General features: G+C 68.4%; 21 protein-coding genes. 13 read left to right on the forward strand and 8 right to left on the reverse strand.

Annotated features, from left to right (window positions below; translation table 11 throughout):
- The first annotated feature begins 24 nt into the window (after positions 1-24).
- Complete coding sequence (locus Q1W26_RS05015; RefSeq protein ID WP_300436669.1) at positions 25-786, forward strand: hypothetical protein; 762 nt, start codon at positions 25-27, stop codon at positions 784-786.
- Between the two features lie 6 nt (positions 787-792).
- Here Q1W26_RS05015 and Q1W26_RS05020 read toward each other — a convergent pair whose 3' ends face one another.
- The 4 genes from Q1W26_RS05020 to Q1W26_RS05035 are packed head-to-tail and all read right to left on the reverse strand — an operon-like array spanning position 793 to position 3981.
- Positions 793-1569, reverse strand: a complete 777-nt coding sequence (locus tag Q1W26_RS05020; protein WP_300436672.1) for a 5-oxoprolinase subunit PxpA — start codon at positions 1567-1569, stop codon at positions 793-795.
- Positions 1570-1606: 37 nt separating this feature from the next.
- A complete protein-coding gene (locus Q1W26_RS05025) occupies positions 1607-2623 on the reverse strand; it encodes a biotin-dependent carboxyltransferase family protein (protein WP_300436674.1) in 1017 nt (338 codons plus the stop codon).
- Complete coding sequence (gene pxpB / locus Q1W26_RS05030) at positions 2620-3318, reverse strand: 5-oxoprolinase subunit PxpB (protein ID WP_300436676.1); 699 nt, start codon at positions 3316-3318, stop codon at positions 2620-2622. The genes Q1W26_RS05025 and pxpB overlap by 4 nt, the downstream gene beginning before the upstream one ends.
- Positions 3319-3321: 3 nt before the next feature.
- Positions 3322-3981, reverse strand: a complete 660-nt coding sequence (locus Q1W26_RS05035) for a DUF4197 domain-containing protein (RefSeq protein WP_366143639.1) — start codon at positions 3979-3981, stop codon at positions 3322-3324.
- Positions 3982-4165: 184 nt separating this feature from the next.
- Here Q1W26_RS05035 and Q1W26_RS05040 point away from each other — a divergent pair, with 184 nt between their 5' ends.
- The 7 genes from Q1W26_RS05040 to Q1W26_RS05070 all read left to right on the forward strand — a co-directional run bounded on the left by Q1W26_RS05040 (position 4166) and on the right by Q1W26_RS05070 (position 11729).
- Positions 4166-5404 (forward strand): efflux RND transporter periplasmic adaptor subunit, encoded by a 1239-nt coding sequence (locus Q1W26_RS05040; RefSeq protein WP_300436682.1) that lies wholly within the window; start codon positions 4166-4168, stop codon positions 5402-5404.
- Between the two features lie 31 nt (positions 5405-5435).
- On the forward strand, positions 5436-6656 hold the full coding sequence (locus Q1W26_RS05045; RefSeq protein WP_300436685.1) for an ABC transporter permease: 1221 nt from the start codon (positions 5436-5438) through the stop codon (positions 6654-6656).
- The gene (locus Q1W26_RS05050) at positions 6653-7351 is read left to right on the forward strand and encodes an ABC transporter ATP-binding protein (RefSeq protein ID WP_300436687.1); all 699 of its coding nucleotides are present in this window, start codon (positions 6653-6655) and stop codon (positions 7349-7351) included. The genes Q1W26_RS05045 and Q1W26_RS05050 overlap by 4 nt, the downstream gene beginning before the upstream one ends.
- Positions 7352-7465: 114 nt before the next feature.
- Complete coding sequence (locus Q1W26_RS05055; protein WP_300436690.1) at positions 7466-8347, forward strand: DnaJ domain-containing protein; 882 nt, start codon at positions 7466-7468, stop codon at positions 8345-8347.
- Positions 8348-8465: 118 nt separating this feature from the next.
- Entirely contained in the window at positions 8466-9950 is a 1485-nt protein-coding gene (gene dbpA / locus Q1W26_RS05060; RefSeq protein WP_300436693.1) for an ATP-dependent RNA helicase DbpA, read from the forward strand.
- 125 nt (positions 9951-10075) lie between these two features.
- Entirely contained in the window at positions 10076-10735 is a 660-nt protein-coding gene (gene bluB / locus Q1W26_RS05065) for a 5,6-dimethylbenzimidazole synthase (RefSeq protein ID WP_300436696.1), read from the forward strand.
- An 85-nt stretch (positions 10736-10820) separates the two neighbouring features.
- A complete protein-coding gene (locus Q1W26_RS05070) occupies positions 10821-11729 on the forward strand; it encodes a recombination-associated protein RdgC (protein ID WP_300436699.1) in 909 nt (302 codons plus the stop codon).
- A gap of 49 nt (positions 11730-11778) precedes the next feature.
- Here Q1W26_RS05070 and Q1W26_RS05075 read toward each other — a convergent pair whose 3' ends face one another.
- Complete coding sequence (locus tag Q1W26_RS05075; protein WP_300436702.1) at positions 11779-12204, reverse strand: gamma-glutamylcyclotransferase family protein; 426 nt, start codon at positions 12202-12204, stop codon at positions 11779-11781.
- Between the two features lie 20 nt (positions 12205-12224).
- A complete protein-coding gene (locus tag Q1W26_RS05080) occupies positions 12225-13874 on the reverse strand; it encodes an ATP-binding domain-containing protein (protein ID WP_300436705.1) in 1650 nt (549 codons plus the stop codon).
- Between the two features lie 88 nt (positions 13875-13962).
- Between Q1W26_RS05080 and Q1W26_RS05085 the strand changes: the two genes are divergently transcribed.
- The 3 genes from Q1W26_RS05085 to Q1W26_RS05095 all read left to right on the forward strand — a co-directional run bounded on the left by Q1W26_RS05085 (position 13963) and on the right by Q1W26_RS05095 (position 17320).
- Entirely contained in the window at positions 13963-14427 is a 465-nt protein-coding gene (locus Q1W26_RS05085; protein WP_300436708.1) for a CreA family protein, read from the forward strand.
- 116 nt (positions 14428-14543) lie between these two features.
- Positions 14544-15737: a heme d1 biosynthesis radical SAM protein NirJ gene (gene nirJ / locus Q1W26_RS05090; protein ID WP_300436711.1), complete on the forward strand. Its 1194-nt coding sequence runs from the start codon at positions 14544-14546 to the stop codon at positions 15735-15737.
- A gap of 20 nt (positions 15738-15757) precedes the next feature.
- Positions 15758-17320, forward strand: a complete 1563-nt coding sequence (locus tag Q1W26_RS05095; RefSeq protein WP_300436714.1) for a cytochrome D1 domain-containing protein — start codon at positions 15758-15760, stop codon at positions 17318-17320.
- A gap of 33 nt (positions 17321-17353) precedes the next feature.
- Here Q1W26_RS05095 and Q1W26_RS05100 read toward each other — a convergent pair whose 3' ends face one another.
- Positions 17354-17710, reverse strand: a complete 357-nt coding sequence (locus Q1W26_RS05100) for a hypothetical protein (protein WP_300436717.1) — start codon at positions 17708-17710, stop codon at positions 17354-17356.
- Positions 17711-17881: 171 nt separating this feature from the next.
- Here Q1W26_RS05100 and Q1W26_RS05105 point away from each other — a divergent pair, with 171 nt between their 5' ends.
- Positions 17882-18121 (forward strand): DUF2249 domain-containing protein, encoded by a 240-nt coding sequence (locus Q1W26_RS05105; RefSeq protein ID WP_300436720.1) that lies wholly within the window; start codon positions 17882-17884, stop codon positions 18119-18121.
- A gap of 6 nt (positions 18122-18127) precedes the next feature.
- Here Q1W26_RS05105 and Q1W26_RS05110 read toward each other — a convergent pair whose 3' ends face one another.
- The gene (locus Q1W26_RS05110) at positions 18128-18820 is read right to left on the reverse strand and encodes a Crp/Fnr family transcriptional regulator (RefSeq protein WP_300436724.1); all 693 of its coding nucleotides are present in this window, start codon (positions 18818-18820) and stop codon (positions 18128-18130) included.
- Between the two features lie 91 nt (positions 18821-18911).
- Between Q1W26_RS05110 and Q1W26_RS05115 the strand changes: the two genes are divergently transcribed.
- Entirely contained in the window at positions 18912-20186 is a 1275-nt protein-coding gene (locus tag Q1W26_RS05115) for an NnrS family protein (protein WP_300436726.1), read from the forward strand.
- Positions 20187-20269: the final 83 nt, after the last annotated feature.

The following is a 20269-nucleotide window of genomic DNA, read 5'->3' on the forward strand; positions in this document are numbered from 1 at the left end:
GCCCGCCCTGAACGGAATCCTGTCATGCGCACGCCGTGCCGCCTCGTGCTTCTCGTCGCCAGCCTCGCCGGCCCGGCCCTGGCCAGCGACGAGGCCCGCCTGCCCGGCGACGCCGCGTCGGTGCAGGCCGCGGCGGCTGACAAGCCCTTCAAGCTCAGCATCGGCGAATACCGCTACGGCGGCAATTTCGGCGGACAGGACCTCAATCTGCGCTACCGCCGGGGCGATTCCTCGGTGTGGCTGGGCGCCTACCGCGACCGGGCGTTCGGCAACCAGGCCCGGGGCAGCATGGATACCAGCTGGCAGCCCTTCAGCGGCTCGACGCTGGCGCTGCAACCCTCGCTGCAATGGGCCTCGGGCGGTTTCTGGGGCGGCAGCTTCAGCGTGGAGTTGGGTGAGCCGTGGTTCGTGCAGGCGGGCATCGGACGCACCAACACCCGGCCCTACTTCAACCTCAACTTCGACCCCAACGACGCCCTGTCCCTGGCCGCTGGCTACCGGGACGACAGCGGCCGCACCTTTTACCTGATGACGATCCGCGACGATCGCCTCGGCACCCACCAGCAGCACACCCATGCGGTGGCCCGCTGGCCACTGCGGGACGGCCAGCGGGCCACCGTCGACATCCTGCGCAAGACCGGCATCGGCGACACGGGCCCGGTGGAAGGCTGGGGCGCCTCCCTCGGCTACGACTTCCCGGACTGGTTTGTACACCTCGCCCGCGAGCCCTATCAGAACTTCAGCCGCATCACCGCCACACGCCTGACCGCCGGGCTGCGCTTTTAAGCGGCTTCAGGCCACGTCGAGGGCATCCAGCGCCACCAGACGGTAACCCCGGTGGAGCAGTTCCTCGCGCAGATAGCGCGCCGTGCGCACCGCATCCGGCCCGTCGCCATGCACGCAGATGCTGCCTATGGTGGTGGGCAGGCGCTTGCCGGTGACGGAGATCAGCGCCTGTTCGTCGAGCATGGCGCTGACGTGGGCCAGCGAGGCTTCGGCACCGTGAATCATGGCGTCGGGGCGGCGGCGCGGCACGAGGTTGCCGTCGTCGAGGTAGGCCCGGTCGGCAAAGATTTCCTCCACCACCGGCAGGCCCGTCTCGTAGCCGGCCTGACACAGCTCGGACAGCGCCGGGGCGAGGAGGATCAGCGCCGGATCGAAGGCCTTGACCGCTGCCGCCACGGTGCGGGCCAGCTCGAGGCTGGCGCAGGCCATGTTGGAGAGCGCGCCGTGGGGCTTCACGTGGGACATGGTCAGCCCTTCGGCACGCGCCATGCCGGACAGCGCGGCCAGCTGGTAAAGGATGATGGCCTCCAGCTCGGGCGCCGGAATCGTCATCGGGCGCCGGCCGAAACCCTGCAGATCGGGGTAGGCGATATGGGCGCCGACGCTGACGCCGGCCTTCTTCGCCAGGCTCAAGGTGCGGCGCATCACCAGCGGATCACCCGCATGAAAGCCGCAGGCAATGTTGGCGCTGGTGACGGTGGCCAGCATCTCGGCATCGCTGCCCATCTCCCAGGCACCGAAGCTTTCACCGAGATCGGCGTTGAGATTGACGGTTCGGGTCACGGAAAGCCTCGTTTTCTGGAAGGTTTGAAAAAGCCGCTCAGGGCTCGTCGCCGCGCACCGCGGCGCCGGCCAGATTGGCGGACAAAAGTGACGCGGTATCGAGCGTGCCGGCCGGCTGCAGTGCCGCCAGCCAGTCGGCCAGCCCGCGGGCCTGGGCGCGGCGGGCGGCGGTGGCTTCGGCGGCATCGACGCAGCAAAAGCGCAGCACGTCACCGGCCTCTACGTGGGCCAGGCGCGGCAGGTCGGCGCGGATGACGGTGGCGATCTTGGGGTAGCCGCCAACGGTCTGGCAATCGGCCAGCAGCACGATGGGCTGGCCGTCGGCCGGCACCTGGATGGCGCCGGGCGTCACCCCGTCGGACACGATATCGGCGCCGCCTTCGAGGTGCTGCAGAGACGGGCCGGCCAGCCGCAGGCCCATGCGGTCGTGGGCCGGCGTCACGACAAAAGCGGTGCCGAAAAAGGCTTCACGTGCGGCCGCGCTGAAGTGGTCCAGCTGGGGGCCGGGCATCACGCGAATCGGGCCGCTGGCGTGAAAGAGAGGCCCGGCGGCACGCCAATCCCGCTCCAGATCGCCCGTAAAAACCGCGCAGGGCAGCCGGCAGCCAGGCGCCAGCGACTGCCCCAGGCCGGCGCGGGCGTAGGTGGAGCGGCTGCCGAGCATCTCCGGGGTGAGGATTCCGCCCGCCACCGCGAGGTAGGCGGTGCCCCGCGGGCGCCCGATCTGCAGCACATCGCCATCGAACAGCGTAACCGACGACCACGCCGCCACGGCACGGCCGTCGCCCGAGGCTGCAAGCAGCCGGGCCGACACATCGCCCGCCAGCGCCACCCGCAGCGGGCCGCCCACGGCCTTGAGCGCCGTCGCGACCAGCCGGAGTTCCAGCCCGGCCACGTCCGGCGCGTTGCCGGCAAGCCCATTGGCGGCAGCAAGCAAGCGCGGATCAAGGGCGCCCGACACCGGCACGCCAATGCTGCGATAGCCCGTACGGCCCGCATCCTGGATGCTGACGCCGATGCCGCCCGAGAGGATTTCCAGCGCGGCATGGCTCATTCGCCCAGCGCCTCCCGCCCCACCGCCTGCCAGCGCACCCGGTCGCCGGGGGCCAGCAGGGCCGGGCGCGCCGCCTGGGTGACATCGAACAGCCGTGCCCCGGTGCGCCCCACCAGCCGCCAGCCGCCGGGGCTGTGCCACGGATAAACGGCACACATGCGCCCGGCAATGGCCACCGAACCGGCCGGAACACGGCTGCGCGGAGTAGCCAGACGCGGCATCTCCAGCGCCGCCGGCAGGCCGCCGAGATAGGGAAAGCCGGGCAGAAAACCCAGCATGTAAACGGAGAATTCGGTGGCCGTCAGCAGCGCGATGACCGCCTCCCGCGTCAGGCCGGCCCGAGCGGCAACGTCGGCCAGATCGGGCGCCAGATCGTCGTCGAAACACACCGGCAGCGTCCACAGCCGGCCGCTGGCCGCGGCGCGGCGGCCTTCGCCGGCGAGGGCCAGCAGGGTTTCGCCGAGCACGCCGGAATCGGCCCGGTCCGGGTCGAAATGCACGGTGACGGAGCGAAAGGTCGGCACCCGTTCGACAAGGCCGGGCAGCCTTCCGTCAGCCGCCAGCGTATCGAGCGCCGCGGCAAACCCCAGCACGCGGGCATGGGTTTCGGGAGCGATGCCGTCGCCGAACTCGACGGTGAAGGCGGCATCGCCCAGCGCCAGCAGGCGGGGATAGCCTGCGGCAGGCAGGTTCAAGGCTTACTGCCCGAGCGCACCGAAGGCCTTCTTGGCCAGGCTGCCGGCAGCGCCGATCGGATCCTTGCGGATCGCCCGTTCTTCTTCCGCGATCATCAGGTAAAGCCCGTCGAGGGCCTTGCGGGTCACGTAGTTTTCGATCTTCAGGTCGTCGCCCTTGACCAGCCCGAACTGCCCGGCCTTGCCGGCGAGCTTGTTGTACTGTTCGGCAAGAGCCAGCTTGCCGGTGGTTTCGCGCACCTTGGGCAGGAAGGATTCGGTCAATTGGGCGGCGGTTTTTTCCTTGAAATACTGGGTGCCGGAATCGTCGCCCCCCGACAGGATCTTCTTGGCGTCGTCCACGCTCATCTTTTTCACGGCATCGACAAGCAGCGCCTTGGCCTGGGGCACGGCCTCTTCGGCGGCCTTGTTCATGTTGGCGACGAGGGCGTCGAGATCCTTGCCGCGGCCCATCGTGCGCAGCATGCCCTCAACCGGCGCGAGGCTGTCCGGCAGGCCGATCTTCACCTTGGGGTTGTTCATGAAACCGCCGTCGGCACCCAGTTGTCCCACGGCCTTGGAAGCGCCCTGCACCAGCGCCTCCTTCAGCCCGCCGGAAGCGTCCTTGTCGGTCAGATCGGCCAGGCCCAGCGCCCAGGCCTGGGAACAGATGACAAGCAGCACCAAAGCTCTCAGAATCGCACGCACGACAAACCTCCCATTTCAGCTATCGCAACACGGTTAACAAAAAGATGTTTTTCAAGGCTATCACGCGCTCCGTCACCCCTGCTCCCCTCGTTGCAGTCCTTCACAGGCGTATGCCCAACCTGCCTTCGACACCCGCCGCCGCCCTGCTGGCCGAAGCCGCGTGAAGGGCGGCACGCTGATCGTGGCGCTGGCGGTGGCTGGCGCGGTGGCGGCGGTCGCGCTGTGGCCCAAGGGCCGCGACGTGGATGTCGTCACGGTAAACAAGGCGCCGCTGACCCAGTCGGTGGTCGCCACCGGGCGCATCGCCACGCCGGCGCGCATTGCCATCGGCAGCCCGCTGACCGCCACGGTGCTCGAAATCACCGTGCGCGAGGGCGACCTGGTTGCGCCCGGCCAGGTGCTGGCCCGACTCCGCTCCGACGACGCCGCCGCACTCATCGCCCAGGCCGCCGCGGCGCTGGCCGAAGCCGAAGCCCGTTTCGAGCAGACCGTGCAAGTCGGCCGCCCGGTTGCCGCCCAGCAACTCGCCCAGGCCGAGGCCAACCTCAAGGTTGCGCAGGCCGAAGCCGAGCGCGCCCGCCAGCTCGTCGCCCAGGGTTTCTACGCCCGCTCCAAGGCCGACGATGCGCTGCGCAACGCCGCCAACGCGGCCTCCGCCGTCGATACCGCCCGCGCCCAGCTGCTCGCCCAGGCCCCCGGCGGCACCGAGCACAACGCCGCCCGCGCCCGCGTCGAGCAGGCCCGCGCCCAGCTCGCCAACGCCAAAGCCCGCGCCGCGCAGCTCACCCTCACCGCGCCGGCCGCCGGCACGGTGCTCACCCGCAAGGCCGAACCCGGCGACGTGGCCAGCGCCGGCAAGGTGCTGCTGGAAATCGCCGACGCCGGCGAAACCCGCATCCACGCCACCGTCGACGAGAAAAACCTGCGTCTGCTGGCCACTGGCCAAAAGGCCCGCGGCGTGGCCGACGCCTTTCCCAACCAGGCCTTCGATGCCGAGTTGTACTACCTCGCCCCGGCCGTCGACCCTTTGCGCGGCACCGTCGAGATCCGCTTCCGCGTGGCGCGCCCGCCCGCCTTTCTGCGCCCCGACATGACCGTTTCGGTCGAAACCGTCACCGGCCACAAGGATTCCACCCTCGTGCTGCCCGCCGAAGCCGTGCGCGAACCCGCCAGCGCCAAACCGTGGGTGCTGCTCGCCAGGGACGGCATCGCCCGCCGCAGCGACGTGAGCCTGGGCCTGACCGGCATCGGCCGGGTGGAAATCCTCGGCGGCATTGCCGAGGGCGACCAGGCCATCCTGCCGGCCGCGGGCGCCCTCGACGGCGACAAGGTGCGTATCCGCGAACCCAGGAAACCGAAGGTCGGCGGCGTCCAGGTTCCGCAGGGTTTCACCAAATGATGGCCGGGTCCCGGCTCACCGGGCCGGCGCGATGAAGCTCCGCCTGCCCTTCGCCCCCCTCGTCGCCCTGCGCTTTTTGCGCGAAGGGCGCATGCAGACCCTGCTGATTCTCGCCGGCACCGCCGGCGGGGTGGCGGTGATCGTGTTCCTGACCCAGCTCATCACCCAGTTGCAGGCCCAGATCGTCGACCGGGTACTCGGCAGCCAGGCCCACGTGGTGATCCGCCCGCTCGAAGAAGCCAACCTCCGCGCCATCGACGACCCGGCGTTCGCCACCCTCATCGAGCCCCGCGCCCAGCGCCTGCGCTCCATCGACCAGTGGGAAAACGTGGCCCGCCTCGCCGCCGACATGCCCGGCGTCACCGCCGTGTCACCGATGGCCACCGGCCCGGCCTTCGCGCTGCGCGGCCAGGCCAGCAAATCGGTGGCGCTGATGGGCGTCGACCCCACCCTCTACCGGCGCATCGTGCGCATGGACGAATACATGCTCTCCGGCCGCTTTGCCGTGGAGGGGCCGCGGGCCGTGATCGGCACCGAACTGGCCAAGGATCTGGGCATCGGCCTTGAAGACAAGCTGCGCGTGATGCTGCCCAACGGCCGCGACGAGCTGCTGCAGGTGGGCGGCATCTTCGACATCGGCAACAAGGATCTGAACCGCCGCTGGGTGTTCGTGACGCTGCCGCTGGCCCAGAGCCTGCTCGATCTGCCCGGCGGCGTGTCCAGCCTCGATCTCACCGTGGCCGACATCTTCGAGGCCCAGGCGCTTGCCGACCGCCTCAAGGGCGCCACCGGCCTCACCGTCGATAGCTGGATGCAGACCAACGCCCAGCTGCTCGCCGCGCTGCGCAACCAGACGGTGTCCAACAACCTGATCCGCAGCTTCGTGGTGATCATCGTCGCGCTGGGCATTGCCAGCGTGCTGGTGGTGAGCGTCGTCCAGAAGCAGAAGGAGATCGGCATCCTGCGCGCCATGGGCGCCAGCCGGGCGATGATCCTGCAGGTGTTCCTGATCCAGGGCTCGCTGGTGGGCGCCGTGGGCTCGGTGATCGGCAGCCTGCTCGCCTTCGGCCTGCTCCAGACCTTCTCGGCCATCTACCGCAACGCCGACGGCACGCCGCTGTTTTCCGCCGAACTCGAACCGCGCTTCATCCTCATGGCCGCGCTGGTCGCAACCTCGGTGGGCCTCGCCTCGGCGCTGATCCCGGCCCGCCGCGCCGCCCGCATGGACCCGGTACAGGCGATCCGCTCATGACTGCGCCCGTCATCGAACTCACCGGCCTCACCAAAACCTACAACATTGGCACGCCGGTCGAAACCGAAGTGCTGCACGGGCTGGACCTGTCGCTGATGGAAGGCGAATTTGCCGCGCTGATCGGCCCCTCCGGCTCGGGCAAGAGCACCCTGCTCAACATCATCGGCCTGCTGGAGCGCCCCACCGGCGGGCGGCTCGCGTTTGCCGGGCGCAACACGGCCACCTTGCCGGAGGCCGAAATCACCCAGCTTCGCGGGCGCAGCATCGGCTTCGTGTTCCAGTTTCACCACCTGCTGCCGGCCTTCAGCGCCCTTGAAAACGTGATGATGCCGGCCATCATCGCCCACGGCGCCCCCAGCGACGCACTGGAAGCCACCGCGCTGCAGCTGCTCGACGCCGTAGGCCTCAAGGCCCACGCCTACAAGAAGCCCGGCGAGCTCTCCGGCGGGCAGCAGCAGCGCGTCGCCATCGCCCGCGCGCTGGCCCTCAAGCCGCGCCTGATCCTCGCCGACGAACCCACCGGCAACCTCGACACCCGCACCGCCGACGACATCTTTGCGCTGCTCCGCGAGTTCAACCGCGACAGCCACTGCGCCTGTCTCATCGTCACCCACGACCCCCGCCTCGCCGCCCGCTGCGACCGGGTGATCAGGCTGGTGGACGGGCGCATCGCGGACGACTTGCCCACCGCCTGAGCGCCGCTCGGGCCGGCGGCCCGAATCATGCCCTCAGCGTGAAGGCTGGCGTTCTCGCCGGGGCTATCCCGCCGATATAATCCGCCCCAGTTCGAGCACCCCTGAGCCCCTTCCATGACGGCCACGACCACCCTTTACGACATCCTCGGGCTCAGCCCCTCGGCACGCGAGGGCGACATCCACGCCGCGCAGATCCGCCTGACCAAGTATTACCTGATCGGCGCCCACGGCCTGAATCAGGCCGATGCGGACAAGCAGATACAGGTCATCAAGGAAGCCTGGTGGGTGCTCTCCAACCCCGGCCGGCGGGCGGCCTACGATGCGAGCCTTCTCGAACCCCCGGCACCGCCGCCGCCCCCGCCTCCCGCTCCCGAACCACAGCCCGAAGCACCGGAAATCCGCCCCGCGCTCCCCCTGAAGGAAGCGCTCAAGGCCGGCGGCAAGCCCTCGCCGATGCTCATCATGCTGGGCGTCGTTGGCGGGCTGGCGATCATCGGCATGCTGATCCAGATCTTCTTTTCGGTTTTTGCCTTCCGCCAGATCAGCCGGGCGGCCGGTAGCGATCCCGCCTATGAAGCCCATCAGGCCCGCCTGATGGCCGCCGAGCGGCGCCTGACCTACGGCGACATGAGTGACAAGGAGATCGCCGAAGAGGAAGCCGAGGCCGCCCGACGGCGCGCCGAATCCCGCCAGCAGGAAGCCGAACGCCGCGAACAGGAAACCGAACGCCGCAAGGACTACGCCAGGAAAGAAGAAGAGCGCCAGCGCGAGTGGGCGCTCCAGGAACGCAAGCGCTATGCCGACCAGGTTTCCTCCGAGCTGCAGCGCGCCGAAGAAGCCGACCGCCGCAAGGCCGAGGAAGAGCAACGCCGGGCCGAATGGGAGAAACGCCAGAAGCAGGACGCCGAGCGCCGGGCCGACCAGGAAGAGCAGCGCCGCGTGCAGGAACGCGTGGCCAGGGAGCGGGCCCGCTGGCAACAGGAGCTGCAGCGCTAAGAGCGTGTCCGTAAAGAAGAGGCCGACGCCGGGCTATTTACGGACACGCTCTTAGCCGGCGGGCCGGACTTTTACCCGCCATCCCGCCGCACCCGCCTGCTTTCCGCGATAATCCGGCATGAACTCGACCTTGCCCCCCGCGCCGGACGCCGATTCCGGCCCCGACGCCTCCCTCGCCCCCGCGGCGGAAGCCACTTTCGTCCCGCCCCCCGAAGCCGTCGTTGCCGCGCCTTTCGACCAGCTGGCCCTGCCAGCCCCGGTGCTCGCCAACCTCACCCGCCTCGGCTATCACCTGATGACGCCGATCCAGGCCGCCAGCCTGCCGGTGGCCCTGGCCGGACACGACCTGATCGCCCAGGCAAAAACCGGCAGCGGCAAGACCGCCGCCTTCGCGCTGCCGCTGCTCCAGCGCCTCGACGCCCGCAGCTTTGCCGTGCAGGCCCTGGTGATGTGCCCGACCCGCGAGCTGGCCGAACAGGTCACCCAGGAAATCCGCCGCATCGCCCGCGCCGAAGACAACATCAAGATCCTCACCCTCTGCGGCGGCACGCCGATCCGCCCGCAGGCCGACAGCCTCGCCCACGGCGCCCACGTGGTGGTGGGCACGCCGGGCCGGCTGATGGACCACATCTCCCGCGGCAGCCTCAAGCTCGATTCGCTCGCCACGCTGGTGCTCGACGAAGCCGACCGCATGCTCGACATGGGCTTCTTCGACGACATCGCCTACGTGGCCAAGGCCTGCCCGCGTAATCGCCAGACCCTGCTGTTCTCGGCCACCTACCCCGAAGGCGTGGTGCGCCTGGCCCGCCAGTTCATGCGCCAGCCGCAGGAGATCGCCCTGGCCGGCCAGCACGAAGCCGACAAGATCCGCCAGCGTTTCTATGAAGTCGCCGCCGACCAGCGCCTCCAGGCCGTGGGCCTGCTGCTGCGCCACTACCGCCCGGAAAGCACGCTGGCCTTCTGCAACACCAAGCAGCAATGCCGCGACCTGGTGGCGGTGCTGCAGGCCCAGGGCTACAGCGCGTTGGCGCTGTTTGGCGAACTGGAGCAGCGCGAACGCGACCAGGTGCTGGTGCAGTTTGCCAACCGCAGCTGCTCGGTGCTGGTGGCCACCGACGTGGCCGCCCGCGGCCTCGACATCGCCAAGCTCGAAGCGGTGATCAACGTGGACGTGACCCCCGACCCGGAGGTGCACGTCCACCGCATCGGCCGCACCGGCCGCGCCGACGAAAACGGCTGGGCCCTGAGCCTGGTCGCTCCCTACGAAAAGAAGCGGGTCACCAACATCGCCCAGACCAACGGCTTCGAGCCGGTGTGGGAATCCATCGCCGAACTGCAGGCCGAAGTGCAGACGCCGCTGGTGCCGCCCATGGTCACCCTGCAGATCCTCGGCGGGCGCAAGGAGAAGATCCGCCCCGGCGACGTGCTCGGCGCCCTCACCGGCGAGGCCGGTTTTACCGCCAGCCAGATCGGCAAGATCAACGTGAACGAGCAATCCACCTACGTGGCCGTCGAGCGCAGCATTGCCCGCCAGGCGCTCAAACGCCTCTCCGAAGGCAAGATCAAGGGCAAGAAAGTCCGCGTCTTCCTGCTCGACGAGTAAACGCTTCGATCAACCACCAAAGACGAACTGCAGGGGCGACTTCAGTCGCCCATCGGTGGTCGATCAACGAAAAAACGGGCGACTGAAGTCGTCCCTGCAAATCGCCCAGATACCGGATCTCCATCATGGCCGCTCCCAACCCCCACCGTTTCCCGGACGCGGAAGTCGCCGGCGTCTATCACGCCATCGCCGAGCGGCGCGACATGCGCCACTTCCGCCCCGACCCGGTGGAGCCGGCGCTCCTCGAGCGCCTGCTGTGGGCGGCCCACCACGCGCCCAGCGTGGGCTTCATGCAGCCCTGGCGCTTCATCCGCATCACCGACCGCAGCCTGCGCGAAGCCATGCACGCGCTGGTCGAGGTGGAGCGCAAGGCCACCGCCCGCGCCCTGGGCGAGCGCGAAGAAGACTTCATGCGCCTCAAGGTGGAAGGCCTCCTCGATGCCGGCGAGGTGATCGTCGTGGCGCTGGCCGACAAACGCGAGCAACACGTCTTCGGGCGCCGCACCCTGCCCGAAATGGACCTGGCCTCGGTCGCCTGCGCCATCCAGAACATGTGGCTGGCCGCCCGCGCCGAAGGCATCGGCCTCGGCTGGGTGTCGATCTTCGAGCCGCTCGAACTCGCAAAACTGCTCGCCATGCCCGAAGGCGCCCGCCCGGTGGCGATCCTGTGCATCGGCCACGTGGCCGAGTTCTACCCCCGGCCCATGCTCGAGATGGAACACTGGGCCGAGCGCATGCCCATCGAAGCGGTGATGGCGGAGAATGGCTGGCCCGCCGGCACCTGAAACCCCCCCGCTTTTCCGGGCTGGCACCCGGCCCGGCAATCGCTACAATGCCGCCTCTTTTCCCTCAGCACGGATTTATCCCGCCATGTGGTTCCGCAATCTCCAGATCTACCGTCTCCCCGTAAACTGGGGCCTCTCGGCTGAAACGCTTCAGGAAAAGCTCGCCGCTCGCCCCTTCCAGCCCTGCGGCAGCCAGGACATGTCGACCAGCGGCTGGGCCTCGCCGACCAAGGACGACCGCTTCGTGCTGGCCGTCGGCGGCCAGTTTCTGATTGCGCTGGCGGTCGAACAAAAGCTGCTGCCCTCGTCGGTGGTCAATGAAGTCGCCGCCGACAAGGCCGAGATGATCGAAGCCCAGCAGGGCTACAAGCCCGGCCGCAAGCAGATGAAGGAAATCAAGGAAGCCGTGCTGCAGGAACTCCTGCCCCGCGCCTTCACGCGCCGCCGCAAGGCCTATGCGTGGATCGACCCGGTGGGCGGCTGGCTGGTGGTGGATGCCTCCAGCCCGGCCCGCGCCGAGGAAATCCTCGAAGCCCTGCGCGACACGCTGGACGAGCTGCCCGTGAAGATGGTCAAGACCCAGCTTTCACCGGTGTCGGTGATGACCGCCTGGCTCGCCGCGAACGAAGCCGCCGGCAACTTCACCATCGACCTCGACTGCGAACTGCGCGCCGTGACCGACGAGAAGGCCGCGGTGCGCTACGTGCGCCACGCGCTGGACGGCAAGGACATCCAGGACCACCTGGCCGCCGGCAAGCTGCCGACCCGCCTGGCCATGACCTTCGACGACCGCATCTCCTTCATCCTCACCGAAAAGATGGAGATCAAGCGCCTCGCCTTCCTCGACATCATCAAGGAAGAAGCCGAGAAGCAGGCCGACGCCACCGACATGCAGATGGAAGCCGACTTCGCGCTGATGAGCGGCGAACTGGCGCGCCTGATCCCGGCGCTGCTCGAGGTGCTGGGCGGCGAACAGCCGGACGGCGTGATCTGATCGGCGACGGACGGCAGCACACCGACGGCGGCCTGCGGGTCGCCGTTTTTTATGTCTGGCCGAGGGAGTCGAAACCCAGGTAACGCGCCTCGAAACGGGCCTTGCCGGTTTCCAGGAAACGCTCGAAATCCCATGCGCCGGCGGCCAGCCGGGCGGCGTATTCGGGCTTGAAAACGTAGGTCCAGGCGGTTTCGATGCGGCCGTCGGCACACGCCACGGACACCTGCTCGCGGCGATATTCGTCGCCCTCGAAGGCATCGAGGCGCGCCCAGGCGGTGTCGGGCAGTTCGAGGTAAAGCACGCCTTCGACCTTGTCCCCGGCGGCCGGCACCATGCCGGGGTAGTGCTCGCCGATCACCGGCGAGCGCCGGTAGCCGTCGAGCCGGGCGGGTACGGCTGCCGCGCGCAGGCCGGCGACGGCGGCCATGATGTCATCGCACATCAGCGAACCGTAGGTAAAGCAATGCTGGGGCATGGAAATCTCCGGGAGAGGGTTCATGAGGCGGCGGCGAGACGCGCCCGCAGCACGGCGCTCGAGCGTTCCGACACCACCAGCATCAGCTTCATGGTGGCACGCGTGGCGCCCACGAAAAGCCGGCGCACGGCCTTGTCGTCGAGCTGTTCGAAATCGATTTCGGTGAGGATCACGCAGGGCGCGGCGCGGCCCTTGAAGCGCAGCACCGAGTCGATGAGGATGTCGCCGTCGGTAAGGATTGGATTGCCCAGCAGGTCGTAGCGGCCGGTGGGCGCACGCAGGGAATACGGCCCGAGCCGGGCCAGGGGCGCCAGCAGCGAATGCTCGCGGCCGCGGTAGCTGATCAGCGCAATGTGCGAGCGCTTGAAGCCGAGGCCGATGGCGCGGGTGACGGCATGCACCGAGGTGCTGACGAGTTCATCGGGGCTGGCGTAGGTGAGGATATCCACCTCCGGGCCGGTGAGCGGGCTGCCGGCCTCGATGGGGTGCTCCAGCGGCAGCAGCGGCCTGAGCGTGCCGAGAATGTCCTGCGGGCTGCGGTAGTTGATGTCCGAACGCAGCGTGACCCAGCCCGGCAGCGCCACCGGCGGGCGTTCGTAGAGGTTTTGCAGCGGATCTTCGAGCCACCAGGCGCGGCCGCCGGGGCGCAGCCAGCGCAGCAGGTTGTCGGCCCAGTCGCTGCGAAAATCCTGCCCTTCGTCGACGATCAGTTCGTCGAAGCACGCAGCGTCAGTCGGGCTATGGGCGTCGAGCGCCGCTTCCAGCCGCGCGAAGGCATCGGGGCGGCTGAAATCCGGCACCTCACCGCAGGCGCGGCACAGACGGTCGGCGAGCTGGTGATAGGTGGCCACCTCGCCGCCGTGGGGGGCGATCAGCGCGATGTGATCCGCCAGCGGCCGGTTGTAGCAAACGTAAAGCGGGCGCCGCCCGGCGGCTAGGGCGTCGCGAAAGACCGCCATCGCCAACTGCGTCTTGCCCGAACCGGCGGTGCCGATGACACGCAGCCGGAATGGCTCGCATTCGATGCGCCGCGCCCACTCCGCCAGCCCGCCGGAGAGGCGCGTGTACAGCGCGTGGGCTTCGCCGACCACCGCATGCACTTCGGGCACCAGTTGCAGCACATCGCCGAGAAAACGCTCCACCTTCGGGCGGCTCGGCAGGCGCTCGCCGTGGGCGGGCAGAATGGCGCGGATAATCTCCAGCAGGTATTGCCGGTTGGTGGCGTCGACGATGCGCGCCGGATCGAGGCCGGCGGTGCCAGGCTGCTTGACGACGTAATCCGGGCAGAACAGCAGGGCGTCGACAAAAACCGGATCGTCGCCGCACACCGCCCGCAGGCGCTGGCTCAGCGCATCGACGCTGCGCGCCAGCTGCTGCGGCACGCTTTTGTCTTTCTTGGCGTAGCGTTTGACCAGCCCTTCCGGCGTTTCGGCCAGAAAGCCGGATTTCTGCTCGATGAGCAGCAGCTTGCCGGTGGGGCCGACGATGGCGAAATCGATCTCGCCAACGATGGCAAAACCGCCGTTCCGGACCCGCGTCCAGTGCACGCCGTGAAAAACCGTGTAGTCGTCGGAAAGCCCCTCGGCGAGCCGGGCCAGGGTTTCGATTTCGCGCCCGGCGGCGCCGCTGGCAGCCAGCTCGCGCCAGCCTTCGGGATGCACAATGGCCATGAGGTAACGGCGATTCGGGTAGAGTGGATTTGGATGACGTCCGGAACAAACCCGGCGTGCGCCCATTCTGTCAGAAAGGAAAACCCCGATGCTGCCAAAACGACTTTTGCCCGCCGCCCTGCTCTGCCTTGCCGCCACGGCGGCCGGTGCCGACGAGGTGGGCTGCGTGACCACCACCTGGAAGCTGGTCGGCGCCAATCACCGGATCTGCGTCGAAGCCTTCCATGACGCGAAGGTGCCCGGCGTGACCTGCCACGTGAGCCAGGCCCGCACCGGCGGCCTGTCCGGCAGCTTCGGCCTCGCCCAGGATCCGTCCCAGTTTTCGCTGGCCTGCCGCCAGACCGGCCCGATCACCCTGCCGGCCAAATTGCCGGAGAGCGAAACGGTGTTCTCCGAAGACACCTCGCTGCTCTTCAAGGAAACCCGCGTCGTGCGCCTGTGGGACAAGGCCAACACCACCCTTGTTTACCTGGCGATCAGCCGCAAGCTCATCGAAGGCGCCCCGGCCAACAGCATTTCTACCGTGCCGGTGATGCCGTGGGGCGGCAAATAGGCCCCGGCCCAACCCGGGCGGCCGGATCCACCACCTCCCGCCGCCATTGACTCCCATCAAGGCCCCGCCAGCCCCGCGGCAGCGACAATCCGTAAAACCCTCAGGAGAGTCAGGCCATGTTCCGAATTTCCAGCTACATCCGCGAGATTGCCGCGCCCACCCCCATAGGGCCCAAGCGCAATCCGCCCGGGCCGGTGGTGATCTGGAACCTGATCCGGCGCTGCAACCTGACCTGCAAGCACTGCTACTCGATCTCCGCCGACAAGGACTTTGCCGGCGAGCTGGGCACCACCGAAGTCTTCAAGGTGATGGACGACCTGAAGGGCTTCCGCGTCCCGGTGCTGATCCTCTCCGGCGGCGAGCCGCTGCTGCGCCCCGACATCTTCGAAATCGCCAGCCGCGCCAAGAAAATGGGCTTCTACGTGGGCCTGTCGTCCAACGGCACGCTGATCGACAAATCGAACATCGACGCCATCGCCACCGCCGATTTCGACTACGTGGGGGTCAGCATCGACGGCATCAAGGGCACCCACGACCGCTTCCGCCGCCTCGACGGCGCCTTCGAGCGCTCGCTGGCCGGCCTGCGCCTGTGCCGCGAGCTGGGCGTAAAAGTGGGCGTGCGCTACACCATGACCCAGGACAACGCCGCCGACCTGCCCGGCGTGCTGCAACTGGTCGAGGACGAAGGCATCGACCGTTTCTATTTCTCGCACCTCAACTACGCCGGCCGCGGCAACAAGAACCGCGCCGACGACGCCCACCACATCCTCACCCGCGAGGCGATGGAGCTGCTCTTCGAAACCGCCTGGAACTACGAAGCCCGCGGCCTCACCCGTGATTTCACCACCGGCAACAACGACGCCGACGGGCCCTTCTTCCTGCAGTGGGTGCAGCGCCGCTTCCCCGAACACGCCGCCCACGTCGAGGCCAAACTGATGCAGTGGGGCGGCAACTCCAGCGGCATCAACGTCGCCAACATCGACAACCTGGGCAAGGTCCACCCCGACACCATGTGGTGGCACCACACCCTCGGCGACGTGCGCGAACGCAGGTTCGGCGACATCTGGACAGACCTGTCCGATCCGCTCATGGCCGGCCTCAAGCAATCGCCACGGCCGGTCACCGGGCGCTGCGCCCAATGCCGCTACCTCGCCATGTGCAACGGCAACACCCGCGTGCGCGCCCAGCAACTCACCGGCGACCCCTGGCAGGAAGACCCCGGCTGCTACCTCGACAACGCCGAAATCGGCGTGGCCGAAGGCGATCGCCTGGAAGTGAAGCCGTGGATACGCCTGGCTCCGGCGGCCTGACGCGTACAAGGAATCCCGCGATGAAACGCCTTTTCTCCACGCTTCTCCTGTCCGCGCTGGCCCTCGGCGGCCTGAGCAGCCCGGCCCGCGCCGACGCCCCGGCGCTGTTCACCCAGCACTGCGCCAGCTGCCACGGCGCCAGCCGCCTCGGCGCGATGGGCCCGGCCCTGCTCCCCGAAAGCCTCGAACGCCTCAAGCGCAAGGACGCCGTCGCCACCATCCGCGACGGGCGCGCCGCCACGCAGATGCCGGCCTTCGGCGCCGTGCTGTCGGCCGCCGACATCGACGCGCTGGCTGAATGGGTTTACTCGCCCGTCACGCCAGCCCCGAGTTGGAGCGAGGCCGACATCCGCGCCTCGCGCCTCGAGCCCTTCCCGCCCGGCAGCCTGCCCGACGCCCGCCAGGGCGACATCGCCAGGGCCGACCCGATGAACCTGTTCATCGTCGTCGAAGCCGGCGACCACCACGTGAGCGTGCTCGACGGCGACCGCATGGAGCGCATCCACCGCTTCCCGTCCCGCTACGCGCTGCACGGCGGGCCGAAGTTCACGCCCGACGGACGCTACGTGTTCTTCGCCTCGCGGGACGGCTGGGTGAGCAAGTTCGACATCTGGAACCTGAAAGTCGTCGCCGAGGTGCGCGCCGGCATCAACACCCGCAACGCCGCCGTATCGAGCGACGGGCGCTTCGTGGCGGTGGCCAACTACCTGCCCGGCAACCTGGTCATCTTCGACGCCGACCTGAAACTGCTCAAGGTGATCAAGGGCACCAACCTCAAGGGCGACGCCAGTTCGCGCATCTCGGCGGTGTACGACGCCGCCCCGCGCAAGAGCTTCATCGCCGGCCTCAAGGATCTGCCGGAAGTCTGGGAGATTTCCTACGACCCCGACGCCAAGCCCTTCTTCGACGGCTACGTGCACGACTACAAGATGGGCGAAGCGATCGCCACGCCAGGCTTCCTCAACCCCCGCCGCACCGTGCTGGACGTGCCGCTGGACGACTTCTTCTTCACCCAGAGCTACGAAAACCTGGTCGGCGCCAGCCGCGAAGGCCGCGGCCAGGTGGTGAACCTCGACGTGCGCCGCCCCATCGCCGCGCTGGATCTGCCCGGCATGCCGCACCTGGGCTCGGGCATTTCATGGCTGCGGGACGGACACCGGGTGGTGGCCAGCACCAACCTCAAGGACGCCCAGGTCAGCGTGATCGACATGCAAAACTGGCAGACCATCGCCACCATTCCCACCCTCGGCCCCGGCTTCTTCCTGCGCAGCCACGAGAAAAGCCCCTACGCCTGGGTCGACTCGATGATGAGCCCCACCGCGCGTGACACCCTGCAGGTGATCGACAAGCAAAAACTGGCCGTGGTGGCGCAGATCCGCCCCGAACCGGGCAAAACCTTCGCCCACGTGGAATTCGACCGCTACGGCCGTTACGTGATCGCCAGCCTGATGGAAAAAGACGGCGCGCTGATCTTCCTGGACGCCAGCACCTTCAAGGAAATCAAACGCCTGCCCGCCAGCAAGCCCATCGGCAAGTACAACCTGTTCAACAAGATCCAGCGCTCGGAAGGCACCAGCCACTGAGCGTGCGCCCCGGCCGGAACAAAGCCGGCCGCCTCAGCAGCCCAGCGCAATCCGTTTTTCGACGTAGGCCCGGCGGCGAAGGACGAGTTGCTCGGCGGAGGCCGGCGACTGGGGATGGAGCAGCGCCGCATCCACGCCCTGGATCACCTCCAGCAGCTCGGCGCAAAGGGCGGCCCTGGCGGTGGCGTCCTCGGTGCCATGCACTTCCAGGCGCTCCGGCGCAACCGTCAGGCCAGCCGGCGCCCTGGCAGGCGCAAGGGTCGGCTGATAGGGAAAAGGCCCTTCCGTGGCGGGCGTGGCTTCCCAGCCGCCGGTACGGTAGTGGTCGGACCAATAGGCGATTCCCGCCGCCAGCGCCAGGGCGACCAGCAGGGCAGAACCTTCCTTCACGATGATGTCTCATTCGGCATGGGGCGGAATTTATCACCCATTCCAGGCCACCGCATGCGACCTGCGCCACATCGCCGCGCGCCCTTGACCCGGCTCAAGGGCGACGGCCTCTGCTTCGGTCAATCTGGCACGTCCCCGCCGGCGTCTGCCCAACCACCCGAGACCCTTCCCATGACCGAAACTTCCGCGCCCGTGATTGTCGATGCCCGCGGCCTGATGCCGCCGGAACCCCTCAACCTGACCCTTGAAGCCCTCGACACCCTGCCGCCTGGCGGCGAGGTGATCCTGATTCTGTACCGCGAGCCGGGGCCGCTCTACGACATCCTCCGCCGCAATGGCTACACCCATCGCACCGAAACCACCCCCGAGGGCGAATTCCGCATCCACATCCGCCACGCGGCGGCGGCCTGAGCAGCCTCAGTCGTGCTCGGCGAGACGGGCTGCGTCGTGGATGACGATATGCTTGCCCTGCACCGAGATGAGGCCGGAGTCGGAAAGCTCGTGGAAGATCCGCGACAGGGTTTCCGGCGTCAGACTCAGGCGCGACGCAATCACCTGCTTGCTGGTGGGCAGTTCGACCTCATGGCGGCCGCCCGCTGCGCACGGCGTGCTGTCGGCCAGCTGCAACAGGTAGCCGATGACCCGCTGGGTGGACGAGCGCAGCGCATAGGATTCCACGTCGCGCACCATCGAATGCAGGCGGATCGACATGCCCGCCAGCAGCTTGCGGGCAAAGCGCGGATCCTGCTCGATCTGGCCGAACACCGCCGCCGAACCGATGTGCAGCAGCAGCGTGTCGGAGAGCGCCTCGCCGAGCACCGGGTAGGGCTGATCAAGAAACATCACCGCCTCGCCGAAGCTTTGCAGCGGCCCGAGGATTTCAACCACTTTTTCGTTGCCCTGGGCCGACGTGAAAGCCAGTTTGACCTGGCCCCAGACGACCAGGAAGAAACCCTTCGGGAGTTCGCCCCGCTGAAACAGCCGCTCGCCCTTCTGCAGCCGCTTCTCGCGGGTGGCCGCAGCCATGTGGGCGAGGTCTTCCGGCGACAGGGCGCCAAACAGGGGCATTCGGCTCAACAGGCCGGGGATATCGATCTTCTCGGTGCTCATCGCGCTGACTTTCAATTCCGGCCAAGTGCCAGCCGCGCATTTTAACCCTACACGCGCTCACCGCAGGCATTGCAAAGGCCCTCCCGCCACCATGGAAAAACCCGTCCAGCTCCAGGCCCGCAACCATCCGCAGGCACAGCCCCCCGCCGACCCGCCGCCCCAGTCGCGCCTGTCCATCCTGTTTGCCGCACCGCACCGATCGATGTTCCTGGCCGGCGCCGTGCAGGCGCTGCTGGCCTTTGCGCCCTGGGCCTGGGAGCTGCTGGCCCGCGCCGGCCTCTTTGCCGGCCCCGCCTGGCCGTGGCCACCCGCCTGGGTCCATGCCCTGTGGGCGGCCTACGGCATCTTTCCGTTCTTCGTCTTCGGCTTCCTGATGACGGTGATCCCGCGCTGGCAGGGCCTGCCCGACACCCCCGGCGGCGCGGCCCGGCGGCCCTGGCTGTGCCTCACCGGGGGCTGGCTGATCTTCGATACGGGCCTGCTGCTGGGCATGACCAGCGTCATGGTGGCGGGGCTCGGCCTGGTGCTCGCCGGCTGGCTGCTGGTGGCGCGCCTGCTCTTCCCGGCGGCCTTCACGCCGGGCAAGGCGCGGCTGCATCCCGGCTCAGCCTGGTGCGCCATCGGCGCGGGCTGCCTCGGGCTGGTCGCATGGATCGTTTTTGCGGCCAGTGGCAACCCGCTGGCGGCGCGCATCGGCATCTCGATCGGCGTGTGGTGGGTGCTGACGCCTATCTTCATGGTGGTCAGCCACCGCATGATTCCGTTTTTCTCCAGCTCGGCACTGCCGAAATACGAAGTCGTGCGGCCCGACTGGACGCTCCGCATGCTGCTTGGCGCCAGCGTCATACATGGCACGCTGGCCATGGCCGATCTCGCCCACCTGGCCTGGCCGGCCGATCTGCTGGCCGCCGGCACTGCCCTGTGGCTGAGCTGGAAATGGCAGCTGCGGCGCAGCTTCGCAGTGCGCCTTCTCGCCATGCTGCATCTCGGCTTCGTGTGGCTGGGGGTGGGCTGGCTGCTCAGCGGCGTGCAGGGGCTGCTGCACACCGCCGGCATCATCACCCTCGGCCTCGCGCCGCTGCACGCGCTGGCGGTGGGCTACTTCGCGACGATGACCGTGGCCATGGTGTCGCGCGTCACGCTTGGCCACTCCGGCCGTCCACTGGTGGCCGACACGCTCACCTGGAGCCTGGCCCTCGGGCTGCACGCGGTGGCCTTCGTCCGCCTCCTGGCCGATCTGCTGCCGACAGGCCAGGCTTTTCTGCTGGCCCTTGCCGGAATCGGCTGGCTGGCGGTATTCACGCCTCTGGCCATGCGCGTCGTACCGATCTACCTGAGCCGCCGGGCCGACGGCAAGGCGGGCTAGGCATCCTGCCCGCAGCAGGCAACCCGGCTCCGCAAGTCCGGCGCCGGGCCTCCCCTGAAATTGCCCCGAAACGCCCCGCCAAC

The organism is Zoogloea sp., assembly GCF_030157465.1.
Lineage (GTDB): Bacteria > Pseudomonadota > Gammaproteobacteria > Burkholderiales > Rhodocyclaceae > Zoogloea.